The 18,185-nt window shown below is 73.1% G+C and carries 16 protein-coding genes; 12 read left to right on the top strand and 4 right to left on the bottom strand.

What is annotated here, in order from left to right:
* The first annotated feature begins 255 nt into the window (after nt 1-255).
* A complete protein-coding gene (locus AC07D6_RS07700; RefSeq protein WP_315881586.1) occupies nt 256-819 on the top strand; it encodes a TetR/AcrR family transcriptional regulator in 564 nt (187 codons plus the stop codon).
* 343 nt (nt 820-1,162) lie between these two features.
* Here the strand turns inward: AC07D6_RS07700 and AC07D6_RS07695 are convergent, their stop codons facing one another.
* Nucleotides 1,163-2,080, bottom strand: coding sequence for a DeoR/GlpR family DNA-binding transcription regulator (locus AC07D6_RS07695; RefSeq protein ID WP_479042973.1), 918 nt, complete (start codon nt 2,078-2,080; stop codon nt 1,163-1,165).
* Nucleotides 2,081-2,294: 214 nt separating this feature from the next.
* Nucleotides 2,295-3,734, bottom strand: a complete 1,440-nt coding sequence (locus AC07D6_RS07690) for an NAD(P)H-quinone dehydrogenase (protein ID WP_315881599.1) — start codon at nt 3,732-3,734, stop codon at nt 2,295-2,297.
* A gap of 288 nt (nt 3,735-4,022) precedes the next feature.
* On the opposite strand from AC07D6_RS07690, the gene AC07D6_RS07685 reads away from it, so the two are divergent.
* From AC07D6_RS07685 to AC07D6_RS07675, 3 genes are all read left to right on the top strand, one after another.
* Complete coding sequence (locus AC07D6_RS07685) at nt 4,023-4,460, top strand: gamma-glutamylcyclotransferase family protein (protein WP_315881588.1); 438 nt, start codon at nt 4,023-4,025, stop codon at nt 4,458-4,460.
* A 100-nt stretch (nt 4,461-4,560) separates the two neighbouring features.
* A complete protein-coding gene (locus AC07D6_RS07680; RefSeq protein WP_315881589.1) occupies nt 4,561-5,385 on the top strand; it encodes a purine-nucleoside phosphorylase in 825 nt (274 codons plus the stop codon).
* Nucleotides 5,386-5,592: 207 nt separating this feature from the next.
* Nucleotides 5,593-7,263 carry a phospho-sugar mutase gene (locus AC07D6_RS07675; RefSeq protein ID WP_479042845.1) on the top strand — a complete coding sequence of 557 codons (1,671 nt, stop codon included), beginning with the start codon at nt 5,593-5,595 and terminating at the stop codon, nt 7,261-7,263.
* A 175-nt stretch (nt 7,264-7,438) separates the two neighbouring features.
* On the opposite strand, the gene AC07D6_RS07670 is transcribed toward AC07D6_RS07675, so the two are convergent.
* On the bottom strand, nt 7,439-8,029 hold the full coding sequence (locus AC07D6_RS07670; protein WP_479042842.1) for a PH domain-containing protein: 591 nt from the start codon (nt 8,027-8,029) through the stop codon (nt 7,439-7,441).
* A gap of 435 nt (nt 8,030-8,464) precedes the next feature.
* On the opposite strand from AC07D6_RS07670, the gene AC07D6_RS07665 reads away from it, so the two are divergent.
* The 7 genes from AC07D6_RS07665 to AC07D6_RS07635 all read left to right on the top strand — a co-directional run bounded on the left by AC07D6_RS07665 (nt 8,465) and on the right by AC07D6_RS07635 (nt 16,867).
* Entirely contained in the window at nt 8,465-9,475 is a 1,011-nt protein-coding gene (locus tag AC07D6_RS07665) for an iron-containing redox enzyme family protein (RefSeq protein WP_315881592.1), read from the top strand.
* Nucleotides 9,472-10,728 (top strand): MFS transporter, encoded by a 1,257-nt coding sequence (locus tag AC07D6_RS07660; protein WP_479042839.1) that lies wholly within the window; start codon nt 9,472-9,474, stop codon nt 10,726-10,728. The genes AC07D6_RS07665 and AC07D6_RS07660 overlap by 4 nt, the downstream gene beginning before the upstream one ends.
* Before the next feature lie 103 nt (nt 10,729-10,831).
* Nucleotides 10,832-11,812, top strand: a complete 981-nt coding sequence (locus tag AC07D6_RS07655; RefSeq protein ID WP_479042836.1) for an ornithine cyclodeaminase family protein — start codon at nt 10,832-10,834, stop codon at nt 11,810-11,812.
* On the top strand, nt 11,809-13,215 hold the full coding sequence (locus AC07D6_RS07650; RefSeq protein ID WP_479042834.1) for a hypothetical protein: 1,407 nt from the start codon (nt 11,809-11,811) through the stop codon (nt 13,213-13,215). The genes AC07D6_RS07655 and AC07D6_RS07650 overlap by 4 nt, the downstream gene beginning before the upstream one ends.
* 330 nt (nt 13,216-13,545) lie before the next feature.
* Nucleotides 13,546-14,496, top strand: coding sequence for a deoxyribose-phosphate aldolase (deoC, locus tag AC07D6_RS07645; RefSeq protein ID WP_479042971.1), 951 nt, complete (start codon nt 13,546-13,548; stop codon nt 14,494-14,496).
* Nucleotides 14,497-14,501: 5 nt separating this feature from the next.
* Entirely contained in the window at nt 14,502-15,959 is a 1,458-nt protein-coding gene (locus AC07D6_RS07640) for an aldehyde dehydrogenase family protein (protein ID WP_315881596.1), read from the top strand.
* Nucleotides 15,959-16,867, top strand: a complete 909-nt coding sequence (locus AC07D6_RS07635; RefSeq protein WP_315881597.1) for an aldehyde dehydrogenase family protein — start codon at nt 15,959-15,961, stop codon at nt 16,865-16,867. Before AC07D6_RS07640 ends, AC07D6_RS07635 begins: the two co-directional genes overlap by 1 nt.
* 125 nt (nt 16,868-16,992) lie before the next feature.
* Here AC07D6_RS07635 and AC07D6_RS07630 read toward each other — a convergent pair whose 3' ends face one another.
* Nucleotides 16,993-17,340, bottom strand: a complete 348-nt coding sequence (locus AC07D6_RS07630) for a hypothetical protein (RefSeq protein ID WP_479042830.1) — start codon at nt 17,338-17,340, stop codon at nt 16,993-16,995.
* Nucleotides 17,341-17,394: 54 nt separating this feature from the next.
* Between AC07D6_RS07630 and AC07D6_RS07625 the strand changes: the two genes are divergently transcribed.
* A complete protein-coding gene (locus AC07D6_RS07625; RefSeq protein ID WP_479042828.1) occupies nt 17,395-18,099 on the top strand; it encodes a uridine kinase in 705 nt (234 codons plus the stop codon).
* Nucleotides 18,100-18,185: the final 86 nt, after the last annotated feature.

The raw sequence follows: 18,185 nt of genomic DNA, 5'->3' as shown, positions 1-18,185 counted from the left end.
CGGCCCACGGGGGCACCCACCCCCCTCCCGGCCCGCAGAGCCCTCCGGCCCCACCAGTCACGCACGGCCCCGACGCCCACGACACCCCTCCGCCCCCACGAGCGGCCTACGGGGACACCCGCCCCCTCATCACCCGTACGGTCCCCGGTCCGCGAGGGGCCCGGGAGGGTAGCCTCTCCCCTCCCGACTCACACGGCCCTCCGGTTCCCCGTTCGTGCGCGATGGCATCCTGGAGGGACGAGGGAGGACCGCCGGATGACGACGACCAGGCCGATGCGCGCCGACGCCCGCCGCAACCACGAGCGGCTGCTGCGCGTGGCGCGCACGGCTTTCGCCGAGCACGGTACGGACGCGGCGCTGGAGGACATCGCGCGGCGCGCGGGCGTGGGAATCGGCACGCTGTACCGCCACTTCCCCAACCGGCACGCCCTGATGAACGCGGTGTTCCAGGACGCCGTGACGGCCCTGCTGGCCCGCTCCCGCGAACTGGCGGGGGCGGACGAGCCGTGCACGGCGCTCGTGGAGTGGCTCCGCGCGGTCGTCACCCATGCGGGTGAGTACCGGGGCCTGGCGCGGGCGCTGATGTCGGCCTCGTACGACCCGACTTCGGCCCTGTCGCAGTGCAACGACCCGCTCCGCGAGGCGGGCGCCCGCCTGCTGACCCGCGCGCAGGAGGCGGGCGCGGTGCGGCACGACGTGTCCATCGGCGACCTGCTGCAACTGACGAACGCGATAGCTCTGGCGGCCGAGCAGAACCCGGACGACGACGCCCTCGCGGACCGCCTCCTGACCCTGACCCTGCGCGGCGTGAAGCCCTGAAGCCCGCGGGCCGCCACCGCCGTCAGGCCGCCGCCACCGGCCGCCCCGACCTGCGGGGCCCGTACGAGGAGGCGTCCGCCCACCCGCCGCCACCCGGCCCGGACCCGGGGGCCCGGCCCCGGTGGGCACCGCGGTGCCGCCGCTTCTCGCACCCCGTACGGGGAGACGTCCTTCCTCGGCGTGACCGCCGCGTACGGCACGCCGCCGGCGTGGCGCTCTCGGGGCCGTCGGCCCGCCTTCGTGCCCTCGCGGCCGACCGGTGACCCGTGACCGGTCGGCCGCGAAGGCGCGCAGGCGCGGCGCCGTGGAGGCTCCCGGCCCCTCCCCGGAGGGGGCCGCGGGATCAGCGGCGCCGGAGGTCGGCGACGCGGGCCTGGCGCTCCGGGGAGTCCGGGGGCAGAGGGGCGCTGCGGAGCTGGGGGCCCGGGTGGCGGGTGCCGCGCTGGCCGGGGAGGGGGACGTCCCGGCGCGGGTGGCGGGCCTGCCGCGCGTCGGCCGCGGCGGACGCGCCGGGCCCGCCGCCCGCGACGGTGATCTGGACGCCCTGGTCCGCGAGGGCCTGGAGCTCCATCCCCGCCCGGTCGTCGTGGACGGGCGGCTCGTCCGTCACCAGACGCGTGATCATCTCCGTGGGGACGGTCTGGAACATCGTGTCCGCGCCGAGCTTGGTGTGGTCCGCGAGGACCACGACCTCCGTCGCCGCCTGCACCAGGGCCCGGTCGACGCTCGCGGAGAGCATGTTCGACGTGGACAGCCCGCGCTCCGCGGTGAGCCCCGCGCCGGACAGGAACGCCCGCGACACCCGCAGCCCGTGCAGGGACTGCTCCGCGCCGCTGCCGACCAGTGCGTAGTTGGAACCGCGCAGCGTCCCACCGGTCATGACCACCTCGACGCGGTTGGCGTGCGCGAGCGCCTGGGCGACCAGCAGGGAGTTGGTCACCACGGTCAGCCCCGGGACGCGGGCGAGCCGGCGGGCCAGCTCCTGCGTCGTCGTACCGGCGCCGACGACGATCGCCTCGCCCTCCTGGACGAGCCCGGCGGCGACGTCGGCGATCGCCGTCTTCTCCGCCGCCGCGAGGTGGGATTTCTGCGGATAGCCGGACTCTCGCGTGAAACCGCCCGGCAGTACCGCACCGCCGTGCCGGCGGTCGAGGAGTCCTTCGGCCTCGAGCGCCCGCACGTCCCGCCGTACGGTCACTTCGGAGGTCTGGACGACACGGGCGAGCTCCCGGAGCGAGACCGCCCCGTTGGCACGCACCATTTCAAGGATCAACTGACGACGTTCTGCAGCGAACACGAAACTGACAGTAACCCCAGCCGCCGGCCCTTTGCAGGCGTACGGGCCGATTCCGAGAAGTTGCGAACAGACAAGGTCGCCAAGTGCTATAGGCGGTTCTGTCTGTGAGCGATCCGTGATCGCTCGATGTCCCGACTTGCCGGGGGTTGCCGGGGGTTGTCCCCCGGCGGCCCCGGCCTCACGCCTCCGCGGTGGTCTTCCGGGTGTGCAGCTGCCGTGCCACCTCCGCGATCGAGCCCGACAGCGACGGGTAGACGGTGAACGCGTTCGCGATCTGCTCGACCGTCAGGTTGTTGTCGACGGCGATCGAGATCGGGTGGATCAGCTCGCTCGCCCGCGGCGCGACGACGCAGCCGCCGACGACGATGCCCGTGCCCGGACGGCAGAAGATCTTCACGAAGCCGTCCCGGATGCCCTGCATCTTCGCGCGCGGGTTGCGCAGCAACGGCAGCTTGACGACGCGGGCGTCGATCGTGCCGGCGTCGACGTCGGCCTGCGTGTAGCCGACGGTGGCGATCTCCGGGTCGGTGAAGACGTTCGAGGAGACCGTCTTCAGGTTCAGCGGCGCGACCGTCTCGCCGAGGAAGTGGTACATCGCGATGCGGCCCTGCTGGGCGGCGACCGACGCGAGGGCGAAGACGCCGGTCACGTCACCGGCCGCGTACACGCCGGGCGCGGACGTGCGGGACACCTTGTCGGTCCAGATGTGGCCGGAGTCCCTGAGGCGGACGCCCGCCTCCTCCAGGCCCATGCCGGCCGTGTTGGGGACGGCGCCGACCGCCATCAGGCAGTGCGTGCCGGAGATGACGCGGCCGTCCGCGAGGGTGACCTCCACGCGGTCGCCGACGCGCTTCGCGGACTGGGCGCGGGAGCGGGCCATGACGTTCATGCCGCGGCGGCGGAACACGTCCTCCAGCACGGCGGCGGCGTCCGGGTCCTCACCGGGCAGCACGCGGTCGCGCGACGAGACCAGCGTGACGCGCGAGCCCAACGCCTGGTAGGCGCCCGCGAACTCGGCGCCGGTCACGCCGGAGCCGACCACGATGAGCTCCTCGGGCAGCTCGTCCAGGTCGTACACCTGCGTCCAGTTGAGGATGCGCTCGCCGTCGGGCTGGGCGTCGGGGATCTCGCGGGGGTGGCCGCCGGTCGCGATGAGCACGGCGTCGGCGGTGATCGTCTCCTCCGTGCCGTCCGCGGCGGTGACGACGACGCGGCGGGAGCCGTCGAGGTCCTGCGCCCCGTCGAGGCGGCCCCGGCCGCGCACCACGCGGGCGCCGGCGCGGGTGACGGAGGCGGTGATGTCGTGCGACTGGGCGAGCGCGAGGCGTTTCACACGGCGGTTCACCTTGCCGAGGTCGACGCCGACGACGCGGGCGGCCTGCTCCTGGTGCGGGGTGTCGTCGGCGACGATGATGCCCAGTTCCTCGTACGAGGAGTCGAAGGTCGTCATGACCTCGGCCGTCGCGATGAGGGTCTTCGAAGGGACGCAGTCGGTCAGGACGGACGCTCCGCCGAGGCCGTCGCAGTCGACGACGGTCACCTCCGCGCCGAGCTGGGCGCCCACCAGGGCCGCCTCGTATCCGCCGGGTCCGCCACCGATGATCACGATCCGGGTCACTGGGGTCACGCCTCGCGCTCTCGTCACGGCGACCCCGCGGACGGGTGGGCCCAGGGGTCGGGGTTGTCCTCATGGGATGGGAGTACGTACGTCATTGTCCCGCACTGTTCGATCCAGCGTCATTCTCCCGCACCCCGCCCCCGGCCTCAGCCCGGGGTGTCCCCCACGGCCTCCCGCCGCGGGCCGCGCGCGGGCGCGCCGGGGCCGGGCGCAGACGGGGCCCGGGGGCGAAGCCGCACGTGCGAGGCGAGGGGGCGGGGGAGGCGGGGCCTCCCGTACCCTCGACCCATGTCGCTCTACGCCGCGTACGCCGGCAACCTCGACGCGCGGCTGATGACCCGCCGCGCCCCGCACTCCCCGCTGCGCGGCACGGGCTGGCTGAACGGCTGGCGGCTGACCTTCGGCGGCGAGCAGATGGGCTGGGAGGGGGCGCTGGCCACGATCGTGGAGGCCCCGCGCTCGCAGGTCTTCGTCGCCCTGTACGACATCGCCCCGATGGACGAGGACTCGATGGACCGCTGGGAGGGCGTCGGCCTCGACGTCTACCGGCGCATGCGGGTCCGCGTGCACACCCTGGACGGCGAGGAGCCCGCCTGGGTGTACGTCCTCAACGGGTACGAAGGCGGCCTCCCCTCCGCCCGCTACCTGGGCGAGATCGCCGACGCCGCCGAGTCCGCGGGCGCGCCCCACGACTACGTGATGGAGCTGCGCAAACGCCCCTGCTGACCGCGGTCCGCCCGTTCGTCGAAACCCACAAGACAACGATACGAACACCGTGGGCCCTGTCATCTACGCGCGTAGGCCCGGACGGGTTACCCTCATCCGCGTGAACGCATCTGTTATCCCGGACCACCGCCAGGACGACCCCCGCACCCTCGCCCGGGCCGCCGCCGCGCGCCTGCGCGAGCTGACGGGCGCCGAGAAGCACCACGTCGCCCTCGTGATGGGTTCCGGCTGGGCCCCGGCCGCCGACGCGCTCGGCGCCCCCGAAGCCGAGTTCCCGGTCACCGAGCTGCCGGGCTTCCCCCCGCCGGCCGTCGAGGGGCACGGCGGCAGGGTCCGCTCGTACCGCGTGGGCGAGAAGCGCGCCCTGGTCTTCCTCGGCCGCACGCACTTCTACGAGGGCCGCGGCGTCGCCGCCGTCGCCCACGGCGTGCGCACCGCCGTCGCGGCGGGCTGCGGGATCGTCGTCCTCACCAACGGCTGCGGCGGCCTGCGCGAGGGCATGCGCCCCGGCCAGCCGGTCCTGATCAGCGACCACATCAACCTGACGGCGGCCTCCCCCATCGAAGGCGCGAACTTCGTCGACCTGACCGACCTGTACTCGCCGCGGCTGCGCGCCCTGTGCAAGGAGGTGGACCCTTCCCTGGAGGAGGGCGTCTACGTCCAGTTCCCCGGCCCGCACTACGAGACCCCGGCCGAGATCAACATGGTCCGCGTGCTCGGCGGCGACCTGGTCGGCATGTCCACGGTCCTGGAGGCCATCGCGGCGCGCGAGGCGGGCGCGGAGATCCTCGGCATCTCCCTCGTCACCAATCTGGCCGCGGGCCTTTCAGGTGAGCCGCTGAACCACGAGGAGGTCCTCCAGGCGGGCCGCGACTCGGCCGCACGGATGGGCGACCTGCTCACCCGCGTGCTGGAGCGCATCTGAGGCACCTCCGCGCGGCCGGGCCGGACCCCGGGCGGGGGCGGCCCGGCCGCGGCCGTGCGGCGGGGTGCCGTGGTCCGGCGGGCACCGGGTACCAGACCTTCACCCCGATCGCGCGGCGCGTGCGGCACCACCGCGTACCGCACCGCCGCGCATGACACCACCGCGTACGCCGGGACCGCGTACGACGACACCAGAGAGGCAGACCCCGTGCAGCAGAACCTGCAGCAGGACCAGCAGGACCTCATCGCGCAGGCGGAGGCGTGGCTGGCCGAGGACCCCGACGAGGAGACCCGCGGCGAGCTGGCGCGGCTCCTCGCGGACCGGGACCTCGACGAGCTCGCCGCCCGCTTCGCCGGCACGCTGCAGTTCGGCACGGCCGGGCTGCGCGGCGAGCTGGGCGCGGGGCCCATGCGGATGAACCGCTCGGTGGTCATCCGCGCCGCGGCGGGACTCGCCGCGTACCTGAAGGCGAAGGGCCGGGCGGACGGCCTCGTGGTGATCGGGTACGACGCCCGCTACAAGTCGGCCGACTTCGCCCGTGACACGGCCGCCGTGATGGTCGCCGCGGGGCTCCGGGCCGCGCTGCTGCCGCGTCCGCTGCCGACGCCCGTCCTGGCGTACGCCATAAGGCACCTGGGCGCGGTCGCCGGCGTCGAGGTGACCGCGAGCCACAACCCGCCCCGCGACAACGGCTACAAGGTGTACCTGGGCGACGGTTCGCAGATCGTGCCGCCGGCGGACGCGGAGATCGCCGCGGAGATCGCCGCGGTGCGGTCCCTGGCGGACGTGGAGCGCGCCCCGGGCGGCTGGGAGGTCCTCGGCGACGAGGTGCTGGACGCGTACCTGGCCCGCACGGACGAGGTGCTGACGCCGGGCACGCCGCGCACGGCGCGGGTCGTGTACACGGCGATGCACGGCGTCGGCAAGGACGTGCTGCTGGCGGCGTTCGCGCGGGCGGGCTTCCCCGCGCCGGTGCTGGTCGAGGAGCAGGCGGAGCCGGACCCGGCGTTCCCGACGGTCGCGTTCCCGAACCCGGAGGAGCCGGGCGCGATGGACCTGGCCTTCGCGAAGGCGCGCGAGGCGGGCCCGGACCTCGTCATCGCCAACGACCCGGACGCGGACCGCTGCGCGGTGGCCGTACCGGACGCGGCGGCCGACGGCGGGTGGCGGATGCTGCGCGGCGACGAGGTGGGCGCGCTGCTCGCGACGCACCTGGTGCGCAAGGGCGCGAAGGGCGTGTTCGCCGAGTCGATCGTGTCGTCGTCGCTGCTGGGCCGGATCGCGGCGGCGGCCGGCGTGGGGCACGCGGAGACCCTGACGGGCTTCAAGTGGATCGCCCGTGTCGAGGGCCTGCGGTACGGCTACGAGGAGGCGCTCGGCTACTGCGTCGACCCGGAGGGCGTCCGCGACAAGGACGGCATCACGGCGGCGCTGGCGGTCGCGGAGCTGGCGTCGGAGCTGAAGGAGCGGGGCCGCACGCTGACGGACCTGCTGGACGACCTGGCCGTCGAGCACGGCCTGCACGCGACGGACCAGCTCTCGGTCCGCGTCCAGGACCTGGGCGTGATCGCCGGCGCGATGCGCCGCCTGCGGGAGGCGCCGCCGACGCGGCTGGCGGGCCTGGCGGTGGCGCGCGCGGAGGACCTGGCGCGGGGCGCCGGGGACCTGCCGCCCACGGACGGCCTGCGGTACTACCTGGAGGGCGAGTACGAGGCGCGGATCATCGTCCGCCCGAGCGGCACGGAGCCCAAGCTGAAGTGCTACCTGGAGGTCATCGTCCCGGTCGCCGGCGCGGGGGCGCTGGCGGACGCCCGCACCCGCGCGGCCCGGACCCTGGACGCCCTGAAGCGCGACCTGGCGACGGCCGCGGGCATCTGAGCCGTACGGCACGAGGGTGCCGGGGAGCCCGCGGGCTCCCCGGCACCCTCGCGTTTCCCGGTTTTCCCGGCTTCCCGCCTTCGCCCCGGCTCGCGCCGGCCCCTGCCGGCTCACCTCGGCCCGTCCCGGCCCCTGCCGATCCGCCCCGGCTCGCGCCGATCCGCCTCAGCCCGTCTCAGCCCGTGGCCAGGAGGGCGGTCAGGGCGACCAGTCCGGCCAGGGCGGGGGCGATGACCTCGTACGCCCAGCGGGACTCGGGTTCGCCCTTCGCGGTGGGACGGACGGCGTTCTGCTCGGCGAGCGTACGCAACTCCTGCAGGGTGCTCTCGGCACCGACCAGGACCTTCCCGCCACTGCGCACCTTGAGCTTGCGCTGCCGCATCGAGACCGGCACGGCCCACAACTGGTACTTGGCCCCACCGCGCGTCACGACCTCGGTCGTGTACACGGCCCGCAACGACTCCACCGCCGCCCAGGGCACGACGACGGTGCGGAAGGGGTTGCGGATCCGCATCCGGTCGTCGTTGGCGAACACGGCGGGGCGGAAGGTGAACGCCACCACCAGCGGCACCCCCAGCAGCAACGCGGCGGCCGCCGTCCAGGGCGCACGGCCGTCACCGCGGAACAGGGCGTCGCCGCCCATCCACAGGCCGATGCCGAGCAGCAGCGCACCCCCCACCATGGCCAGCGGCGACCGGTAGACGCGGTCGGCGTAGGCGGGCTCGGACGGGTCCCCGGGCTTCCCGGGCTGCTCAGGGCGTGTCATGCGCCCGATTCTGCCCCACCCCCTCCCCGCGCCGGTGCGCGGTCGCCCCGGCGCGAACCGGCCGACGGATCGGCCACCGCCCGTTTCGCGCCAAATGGAGGGGGACGATCCTCCCTCACACGCCACACGAACCCGGACAAAAGTGCCAAAAAGAACGAGCCTGAGGGAATACATCAAGCCGCCGGAACGTAAAATTCTGATTTCGGTGTTGATGGACCGTACATGTGCGCCTAGCTTTTTCTACGGGCCGGAAAATCCGGTCTTCTTCCTCTAGAGAGGGCAAGGTGATTCTCATGTCCATCACCATCAAGCCGGTCGAGAAGCCCGCGATGAGCAAGGTCGCTGGTGCCGTTCTCTGTGGCTGACGACCATCAGTGACGGAGGGGAGGCACACTCATGTGCCTCCCCTTCATTGCTTGAAGAAAGGATCGCCGCATGCTCAAGCGTGACCTGGAATTCCGCCCGCGTCTCAGGCATTGCACCTTCTTCGTCCCCAGCACCGGGGACGACGTGCTCATGATCGTCGGTGACCAGCACTTCCAGCTGGAGCAGCACGGTGCGCAGCTCAAGGACTTCCTGAACCTCAAGCGCTACCTGGACGGCCGCCACACGGTCCAGCAGATCTCGGAGATCACGAACGTCACCCCGGAAGATGTGCTCGGGATAGTCAACGCATTCGCGGAGCAAGGACTGCTGCGCGAGGAGAATCCCGAACTGGAGAACATCCCCGTCGACGTGTTCCTGAAGCAGATCGACAAGTCCACGGCCATGTGGACCGAGCAGATCGGCTACCACCGCCTGTGGTCCGGGCTGGAAAACCAGGAGTACCGCAAGGAGGTCTTCCTGGGACTCATCCTGGAAACGTACCACTACATAAACTCGGCGAGCCGCCACATCTCCACGGCCATCGCCCACTGCTCGGACCCGCAGTGGAAGAGGCTGCTCTCGGAGTACCTCGCCGAGGAATACGATCATGCCTGGATGGCCCGGGACAGCCTCATCCGCATGGGTCTGACCAAGGAAGAGGTCGAGAACGCCCACCCCATCATCGGCACCTGGTCGTGGATCAACAACCTCTGCGAGATCGCGCGGGAGGACACCCTCGGGTACCTGGCGTGCACGAAGCTCTTCGAGGCCCGCGGCACGGAGACCGTCGAAGGCGCCGAGACCCTGCAGCGGCTGGCCGAGGCATACGGCTATCCGAAGGACTGCCTCGAACCGCTGGTCTCCCACGTCAGGACGGACGTCGAGGCGAACCACACCGGCCTGTTGGAGGAGGCCCTGGAGGGACGCAAGTACGTTCCCGCGGAGCAGGCGCACCGCGCGGTCAACAACCTGCACGACCTCAAGCACTCGTTCGACCAGTACAACGACGGGATCATCCTGTACTACTCGGACGTGTCCAACTACATCCCCCGTCTGAAGGTCGACTACTTCAGCCTGTGACGACAGAGCCGCTCCCGAAGTCCCGCCCGCCGTCCGCCGTTCCGGCAGGCCGCTTCGCCCGCCTCTGGACCGCGTACACGGTCAACGTCGCCGGGGACGAGTTCTACGTCCTCGCCGTGCCGCTGATCGTCTACCAGGTGGGCGGGACGGCCTCGGCCATGAGCCTCGTCTACGCCTGTGCCCTGCTCCCGCAGGTCCTCATGGGCGTCTGGGGAGGCGTGCTGGCCGACCGCCAGGACCGCGTCAGGCTGCTCCGGCTGTGCTACCTGTGCTCGGCGCTGACGCTGCTGCTGGCCTACGTGGTGTTCTCCGCCACGCACGTCGGCGTCGGAGGCCTGGCCGTGACGGCGGTCCTGCTGGGCCTCATGGCTCCGGTGGCCGCGGCGAGCTTCGACAGCGCCCTGCCCCACTTCGTCCCCCACCACAGGCTGCCCCGCGCGAACGCCGCCACCGAGGCGTCGCGAACGGCCTGCGTCGTGCTGGGGCCCGCGGCGGCGGGATTCGCCGTCAGCCGTCTCGCCCCCGAGCAGGCCGTACTGATCAACAGCGTCTCCTTCGTCGTGGCCTACCTGCTGCTCCACCGCATCACCTCACCGGCGCGCCCCGCGGAACCCGCCCGTGGGGGCCTGGCGAGCCAGTGGCGCGATCTGGCCACCGGGATGCGGTACCTCGTCACCGGCGACACCGCCGTCCGCGTCGGCGTCCTCATGAGCACCGTGGTCAACTTCGTGTTCGGCGCGTACGAGCCCATGGTGGTCTACCGCATGCAGCACGACCTCGGCCTGGGAGCGGACACCGTGGGGCTCGTGTTCGCGGCGTCCGGGGTGACGTCCGTCGCCATCGCGCTCCTGCTGTCCTGGAAGGCGCCCTCCCGCGGCCACCTCGTGGTCATGGGGCTGTCGGTGGCCCTGCAAGGTGTGGCCGTGGCCGGCCTGGGGGTCCTCACGTCGCTGGGCGCCGTCGTCCTCGCGCAGGTCGCCTTCGCCACCGGCACGGTGCTCTACACCGTGTACTGGCGTGCCATGCGGCAGACCGTCGTTCCCGGGGAGCTGCTGGGGCGCGTGGCCGGGACCTGCCGGTCCGTCGCCTACGGGGGAGCGTTCCTCGGCAGCGCCGTCTCGGCCGTGGTGCTCGGCAGGTTCCTCGGTGTCGACACGGCACTGCTGTTCGCCGGTCTCGTCTCCACGGCCCTGGGCGCCGTCGTCGCCGTATGCGGCCGGGCGGGAGCGGCCTTGGGGAAGGGCGCCCCGTGACGGTGCTGCGCACACCCCCGCTCGTCGCGGGAGCCGCCGCCACGGCCTTCGGTAGGCTGGCGGCCGTCCGGTTCCGACGCCGGTGGGAGGCGGGGGTTCTCTCGTGACACTGCTGCTCGGTGCCGCCGAACTGCGCCGGCTGCTCACACCGCGGGCCGGTGTCCGGGCGCTGCGCCGGGGCTTCGCCGCCGCCCTCGCCGCGCCGGCACCCCCGCGGCGCGTCCACCAGGACCTGCCGGCATCGCCGGGGAGCATCGCCGTACTGCTGCCGGGGCTGCTGACCGGCATCCCCGCCTACACGGTCAAGGTGAACGCGAAGTTCCCCGGCGCCGACCCGGCGATCTCCGGCGTCGTCTGCCTCCACGACCTGGGGACGGGGCGGTTGCTCGCCCTGCTGGACTCCGCCTTCGTGACCGCGTGGCGGACCGGGCTGTCGGCGGCCCTGGCCACCGACCTGCTCAGCGCGGCCGGAGCGCACACCGTGGGGATCATCGGCGCCGGGGCCCAGGCGGACATGACGCTGCGCGGGCTGACCCGGCTGCGCACGGTGGAGCGGGCCGTCATCCACGACGTCGACGACCGGCGGGCCCAACGGATGGCCGCGGCCTGGCAGCGGGCCGGGCTCGCGTGCCGGGTCGTCGGCAGCGCGCGGGAGGTCGCCCGCGACTGCGACAGCATCGTCGTCGCGACCTGGTCCCGCCGCCCGCTGCTGCGCCTTCCCGACGTCCGGCCGGGCGCGCACATCACCTCGCTGGGAGCGGACGAACCGGGCAAGACCGAGCTCGATGCCGAGTTGCTGCGGCACGCACGGGTCATCGTGGACGACCTCGACCTGGCCCTGACGTCCGGTGCGCTGGGCAGTGCGGGCCTGCGGCGCGAGGACGCCGCAGGCGTCCTGGGCCAGGTCGTCGAAGGGACGGTCCCGGCGCGAACCGATGCCGAACAGGTGACGGTCTACACCCCCGTCGGACTGCCCTGGCAGGACCTCGTGCTCTCCTGGACCGCCTACCGGGCGGCGCTCAGGGACGGGGTCGGCGTCGACTTCCCGTTCCACCCGCGACCGGAGGGCGAGGGCGAGACGTGAGCACGGTCGCGACCGGCCACCGGGCAGGTCCTCTCGCAGGTGCGGGCCTGGTCGACGTGGCGCCCTCGGCGGTCCCCCCGCTCGCCCTGTACCAGAGCCCGTGGACGATCGCGCCGGCGATCGCCTTCGCGTTCCGCGGTGCCGGGACGTACGTCATCGACGACATCGACAACGCGGGGGTCGCCCGTGGGAAGGAGGAGCTGCGGGAGTTCCGCGTCATCCGCAAGGAGGTGCTGAGCAAGAAGGGCTGGACCAACTGCCGCCCGCTGGCCGCCTTCTGCCCCGACGGGCTGCTCTTCGCGAACCTCGCGCGCGCCGACTACGCGGCGCTGGACCGCCGGATACCGCTCGCCGTACTGGCCCGGCACCGCTCCACGACCGTCGAGCGGCTCGTCCGCGAGACCTCCCGCGAGCACGGCATGTGGAGCCTGGCCGGCCCCGACCTGGCGATCACCGCCGTGCCCATGCGGATCGCCGCGCCCGGGCTCCGCGACATCATCGCCAAGCACGAAGAAGCCGTCCTGCGCACCCTGCCGCGCCCCCGGGACCACGAGCCGGCGCTGCGCAGGCTCCGCCACCTCATGCCGGAACCCCGACCGGAGGGAAGCCTGCTGGACTACTTCCGGCAGTGCCTGCGCCGCAGCCTGGACCTCGTGGGCGGCGACGCCCCCGTCCTGTCCGCGGCACGCGACCTGATACCCCCCGACGGGGGCCGGCTGTTGCCGCGCTTCCTGCGGGGCGACCCGGGGACCATCGACGTCTACAACGCGGCGGCGGCGCTCCAGGGCAGCAGACGCGTCGACGCCGACCACCCGCTCCCCTATTACACGGTCGGACTCACCGACGGCGTGCGCACCGACCTGACCCGTACGGGACGGCCCGCTCGGGACCAGGTCGTCGCCCCCAAGATCCTCGTCCTGGAAGGGGCCGCCGGGATGGCCCTGCCGAGGACGACGGCGACCCGGAGCACGATCCTGGCCCGCGAGTACGCCTACCGCGGGCTCGCGAGCGGCTCCAGCCAGGTGTTCTTCGACACCGACTGGTTGGAGTCCCTCGGCTCCTGCCGGACGGAGGTCCGCGTGGACGAGCTCTTCCAGCCGCTGGTCGGCGGCCGACGGACCCTGCCGCTCGGTGAGCTCGCGGCCGAACTGCTCCGCCACGACGAAGCCGGCGAAGCCGACGAAGCCGACGAGGCCGACCCCCAGCAGGACCCCGTCCGGGTGTGGACGCGCTGGGCGCTCCGCGAAACCCTGACGGACCTGCGGACGTGGCACTACCCGGTCCTCACCTACGCCGTCGCCGGAGACGCCTGGCTGGAGCGGCTCGGCCTGCGCTCCTACACCGCGTACCGCACCGCCTCCCCGCCGAGTCCGTCCCCTTCCGGGAGCGAAGAGGAGCGTTGACGGCCGCCCCGACCGTTGAGCGCGCGGGCCCGGGACGGACTCCGGACGCGGCCCGGAACCCCAAGAGCCCGACAGTCCGGCACACCGGCAGCCCAGCGCACCGGCAATCCAGAAGCCCAGGAGCCCGGCAGCCCCACCACCCAAGGATCCGGCAGTCCAGCCACCCGAGGCTCTGGCAGCCCGGCAGCCCGGCGGTCCAACGCCTCACGCGCCCGGTCGCCCCAAAGGCCCCGCCCTCCAGGGGCCGGGCCTTCCGGGTCACATTCGGGCAGGGCGGGCGCCGGGGACTGTACAGGCCGCTACGCGCGTAGATATGCTCCCCTGGTGACCATGCCCACCAATGCACTTGCTGACGTGACCGCGTCCGACAGCACTCTGCGCCGCTTCCTCCACGGGCTGCCCGGCGTGGATGCCGTCGGCCTCGAGGCGCGTGCCGCCGCGCTCGGTACGCGCTCGATCAAGACCACGGCCAAGGCGTACGCCATCGACCTGGCCATCTCGATGATCGACCTGACGACGCTCGAAGGCGCGGACACCCCGGGCAAGGTCCGGGCGCTCGCCGCCAAGGCCGTCCGTCCCGACCCGACCGACCGGGCCACGCCGCACACGGCCGCGGTCTGCGTCTACCCCGACATGGTGGCGACCGCCAAGGCCGCCCTCGCCGCCGCCGGCTCGACGGACGTGAAGGTCGCCTCCGTCGCCACCGCCTTCCCCGCCGGCCGCGCCGCGCTCGACGTGAAGCTCGCGGACACCCGCGACGCCGTCGCCGCCGGGGCGGACGAGGTCGACATGGTGATCGACCGCGGCGCGTTCCTCGCCGGGAACTACCTGAAGGTGTACGAGGAGATCCGCGCCGTGAAGGAGGCCGCCGGCCCCGCCCGGCTGAAGGTCATCTTCGAGACCGGCGAGCTCTCCACGTACGACAACATCCGCCGCGCCTCCTGGCTCGGCATGCTCGCGGGCGCCGACTTCATCAAGACCTCGACCGGCAAGGTCGCGGTCAACGCCACCCCCGCCAACACGCTCCTGATGCTGGAGGCCGTGCGCGACTTCCGCGCCCAGACGGGTATCCAGGTGGGTGTGAAGCCCGCGGGCGGCATCCGCACCTCCAAGGACGCGATCAAGTTCCTGGTCCTGGTCAACGAGACCGTGGGCGAGGACTGGCTGGACGACCACTGGTTCCGCTTCGGCGCGTCGAGCCTGCTGAACGACCTGCTCATGCAGCGACAGAAGCTGGCCACCGGACGGTACTCCGGTCCCGACTACGTGACGGTGGACTGATCACCATGGCATCTGCATTCGAGTACGCACCCGCTCCCGAGTCCCGCTCGGTCGTCGACATCGCGCCGTCGTACGGCCTGTTCATCGACGGCGAGTTCACCGACGCGGCGGACGGCAAGGTCTTCAAGACGGTCTCCCCCTCCTCCGAGGAGGTCCTCTCCGAGGTCGCGCGGGCCGGTGCCGAGGACGTGGACCGCGCCGTGCGCGCGGCCCGGAAGGCGTTCGGGAAGTGGTCGGCGCTGCCCGGCTCCGAGCGCGCCAAGTACCTCTTCCGCATCGCCCGGATCATCCAGGAGCGCTCCCGCGAGCTGGCCGTCCTGGAGACCCTGGACAACGGCAAGCCGATCAGGGAGACCCGCGACCACGACCTCCCCCTGGTCGCCGGGCACTTCTTCTACTACGCGGGCTGGGCCGACAAGCTCGGCCACGCGGGCTTCGGCCCCGACCCGAAGCCGCTGGGCGTGGCCGGCCAGGTCATCCCCTGGAACTTCCCGCTGCTGATGCTGGCCTGGAAGATCGCCCCGGCGCTCGCCGCGGGCAACACGGTCGTCCTCAAACCGGCCGAGACGACCCCGCTGTCCGCGCTGTTCTTCGCGGACGTCTGCCGCCAGGCCGGGCTGCCCAGGGGCGTCGTCAACATCCTCCCCGGGTACGGGGACGCCGGCGCCGCGCTGGTCGAGCACCCGGACGTCGACAAGGTGGCCTTCACCGGCTCCACCGCCGTCGGCAAGGCCATCGCCCGGAAGGTCGCGGGCACCCGCAAGAAGCTCACGCTGGAGCTGGGCGGCAAGGGCGCCAACATCGTCTTCGACGACGCCCCGATCGACCAGGCCGTCGAGGGCATCGTCACGGGCATCTTCTTCAACCAGGGCCAGGTCTGCTGCGCGGGCTCCCGCCTCCTGGTCCAGGAGTCGGTGCAGGACGAGTTCCTGGACGCCCTGAAGCGCCGCCTGTCGACGCTGCGCCTCGGCGACCCGCTGGACAAGAACACGGACATCGGCGCGATCAACTCGGCGGAGCAGCTCGCCCGCATCACGGCGCTCGCGGAGACCGGCGAGGCGGAGGGCGCCGAGCGCTGGTCGCCCGCCTGCGAGCTGCCGTCGACGGGCTACTGGTTCGCGCCGACGCTGTTCACGGGCGTCACGCAGGCGCACACCGTCGCCCGCGACGAGATCTTCGGCCCGGTCCTGTCGGTGCTGACGTTCCGCACGCCGGCCGAGGCCGTCGCCAAGGCGAACAACAGCCCGTACGGCCTGTCGGCGGGCATCTGGTCCGAGAAGGGCTCCCGCATCCTCGCGGTCGCGGACAAGCTCCGCGCGGGTGTCGTCTGGGCCAACACGTTCAACAAGCTCGACCCGACGTCGCCGTTCGGCGGCTACAAGGAGTCGGGATTCGGCCGCGAGGGCGGCCGGCACGGTCTGGAGGCGTACCTCGCCCCGTCGAGCCCGGAGGGCGAGCGCTGATGAGCAACGTCGACGACCACAACCGTCTGAGCGTCTTCAAGACCTACAAGCTGTACGTCGGGGGGAAGTTCCCCCGCAGTGAGAGCGGCCGGGTGTACGAGGTGACAGACAGCAAGGGCACGTGGCTGGCGAACGCGCCGCTCTCCTCCCGCAAGGACGCGCGGGACGCGGTCGTCGCCGCCCGCAAGGCGTTCGGCGGCTGGTCCGGCGCCACGGCGTACCTGCGCGGCCAGATCCTGTACCGGGTCGCCGAGATGATGGAGGGCCGCAAGGGCCAGTTCGTCCGCGAGGTGGCGGCCGCGGAGGGCCTGTCGAAGTCGAAGGCCGCCGAGGTCGTCGAGGCCGCCGTGGACCGCTGGGTCTGGTACGCGGGCTGGACGGACAAGGTGAGCCAGGTCCTCGGCGGCGCCAACCCCGTTTCGGGGCCGTTCTTCAACCTGTCCACGCCGGAGCCGACCGGTGTCGTCGCCGTCGTCGCCCCGCAGGAGTCGTCGCTGCTGGGCCTGGTGTCGGTGGTCGCCCCGGTGATCGCGACGGGCAACACGGCGGTCGTCGTGGCCAGCGAGAAGGCCCCGCTGCCCGCCCTGTCGCTGGCCGAGGTGCTGGCCACGTCGGACGTGCCGGGCGGGGTCGTGAACATCCTGTCGGGCCGTACGGCGGAGATCGCCGCGCCGCTCGCCGCGCACCAGGACGTCAACGCCGTCGACCTCACGGGCGCGGGCCCCGAGCTCGCCCGCGACCTGGAGGTCGCGGCCGCCGACAACCTGAAGCGCGTCCTGCGCCCCCGGGACGCGGGCGGCGGCGACTGGACCGCCGACCCCGGTACGGGCCGCCTCACGGCGTTCCTGGAGACCAAGACGGTCTGGCACCCGACGGGTTCCCTGGGCGTGTCCGGCTCGGCGTACTGAGCGGCGCCGCGCCCCGGCCCACCCCGTGCGGCGGCCCCGCCTCCCCTCCGTCCGAGGGGGGCGGGGCCGCCGCGTGCGCGGGTCGTGCGGCCGGGTCCCGCGGCGCGCACCCGGTCGGGCGCGGCTCAGCCGGGGAGCAGCCCGCCCAGCAGCGGCCCGGCGGCGGGCAGGTCGGGCACGGTGGTGAGCGAACCGGTCACGGACGTCGTGTCGACGGGCTTGAAGTCCGCCACCTGCGCGCCGACGCCGTTGTCCAGCGGGTCCGTGCCCGTCCCGGTCAGCGGGTTGACCTTCAGGTGCTTCACCGGGGCCGTCGCGTGCCCGGCCGCGTGCGCCGCGACCTGCGCGGCCGTCGCGAAGTCGTCCTGCAGGTCGTCCTTCCGCAGGTCGGCCGCCTGGGCGGGGCCTGCGGCGGCACCGAGGGCGGCGCCCAGGGCCGACACGGTCAGTCCGGCCTTCAGCAAGGGGTTCATGGGATTTCCCGCCTGGAGGGTGTTCGGTCGGGCACACACCGTAAGGGAGGTGTGATGCTCGATACCAAGGGGTCCCCGGCAGGGCCCTCCTACCGGGTGAATGGTTCACACTGGTGTCCCGTGAGTTCCCAACCGATCCCGACCCGCGTCGTGCTGCTCGCGGGCCCCTCCGGCTCCGGCAAGTCGTCCCTCGCCGCCCGCGCCGGACTCCCCGTGCTCCGGCTCGACGACTTCTACAAGGAGGGCGACGACCCGACCCTGCCGCTCGTGCCGGGCAGCACGGACATCGACTGGGACTCCCCCGGGTCGTGGGACGCGGACGCGGCGGTCGCCGCGATCGTCGAGCTGTGCGCCACGGGCCGTACGACGGTCCCCGTGTACGACATCTCCACCAGTTCCCGCGTCGACCGCGAGACCCTGGACATCGCGCGCACGCCGCTGTTCGTCGCGGAGGGCATCTTCGCCGCCGACATCGTGGGCCACTGCGAGGAGTTGGGCGTACTGGCGGACGCGCTGTGCCTGCGCGGCCGGCCGTCCACGACGTTCCGGCGCCGGCTGCTGCGGGACCTGCGCGAGGGCCGCAAGTCGGTGCCGTTCCTGCTGCGCCGGGGCTGGCGGCTGATGCGCGCCGAGCGGTCGATCGTGGCCCGGCAGGCGGCGCTGGGCGCGCACCCGTGCGGGAAGGACGAGGCGCTGGGCCGGCTGGCCGCCGCGGCGGCGGGGCGGCACCGCAGTCCGAGGGCGCCGGAGCCGGCGTAGGGCGGGACGCGGCGGACGGCGGGCGGAGCCGTACGCGAGGGCCCGCGGAGGCGACGGGAAGAGGCGTGCGCCGGACAAGCCCCCCA

The organism is Streptomyces sp. NPDC045287, from assembly GCF_056432325.1.
This window is presented reverse-complemented; position numbering and strand designations above follow the sequence as displayed.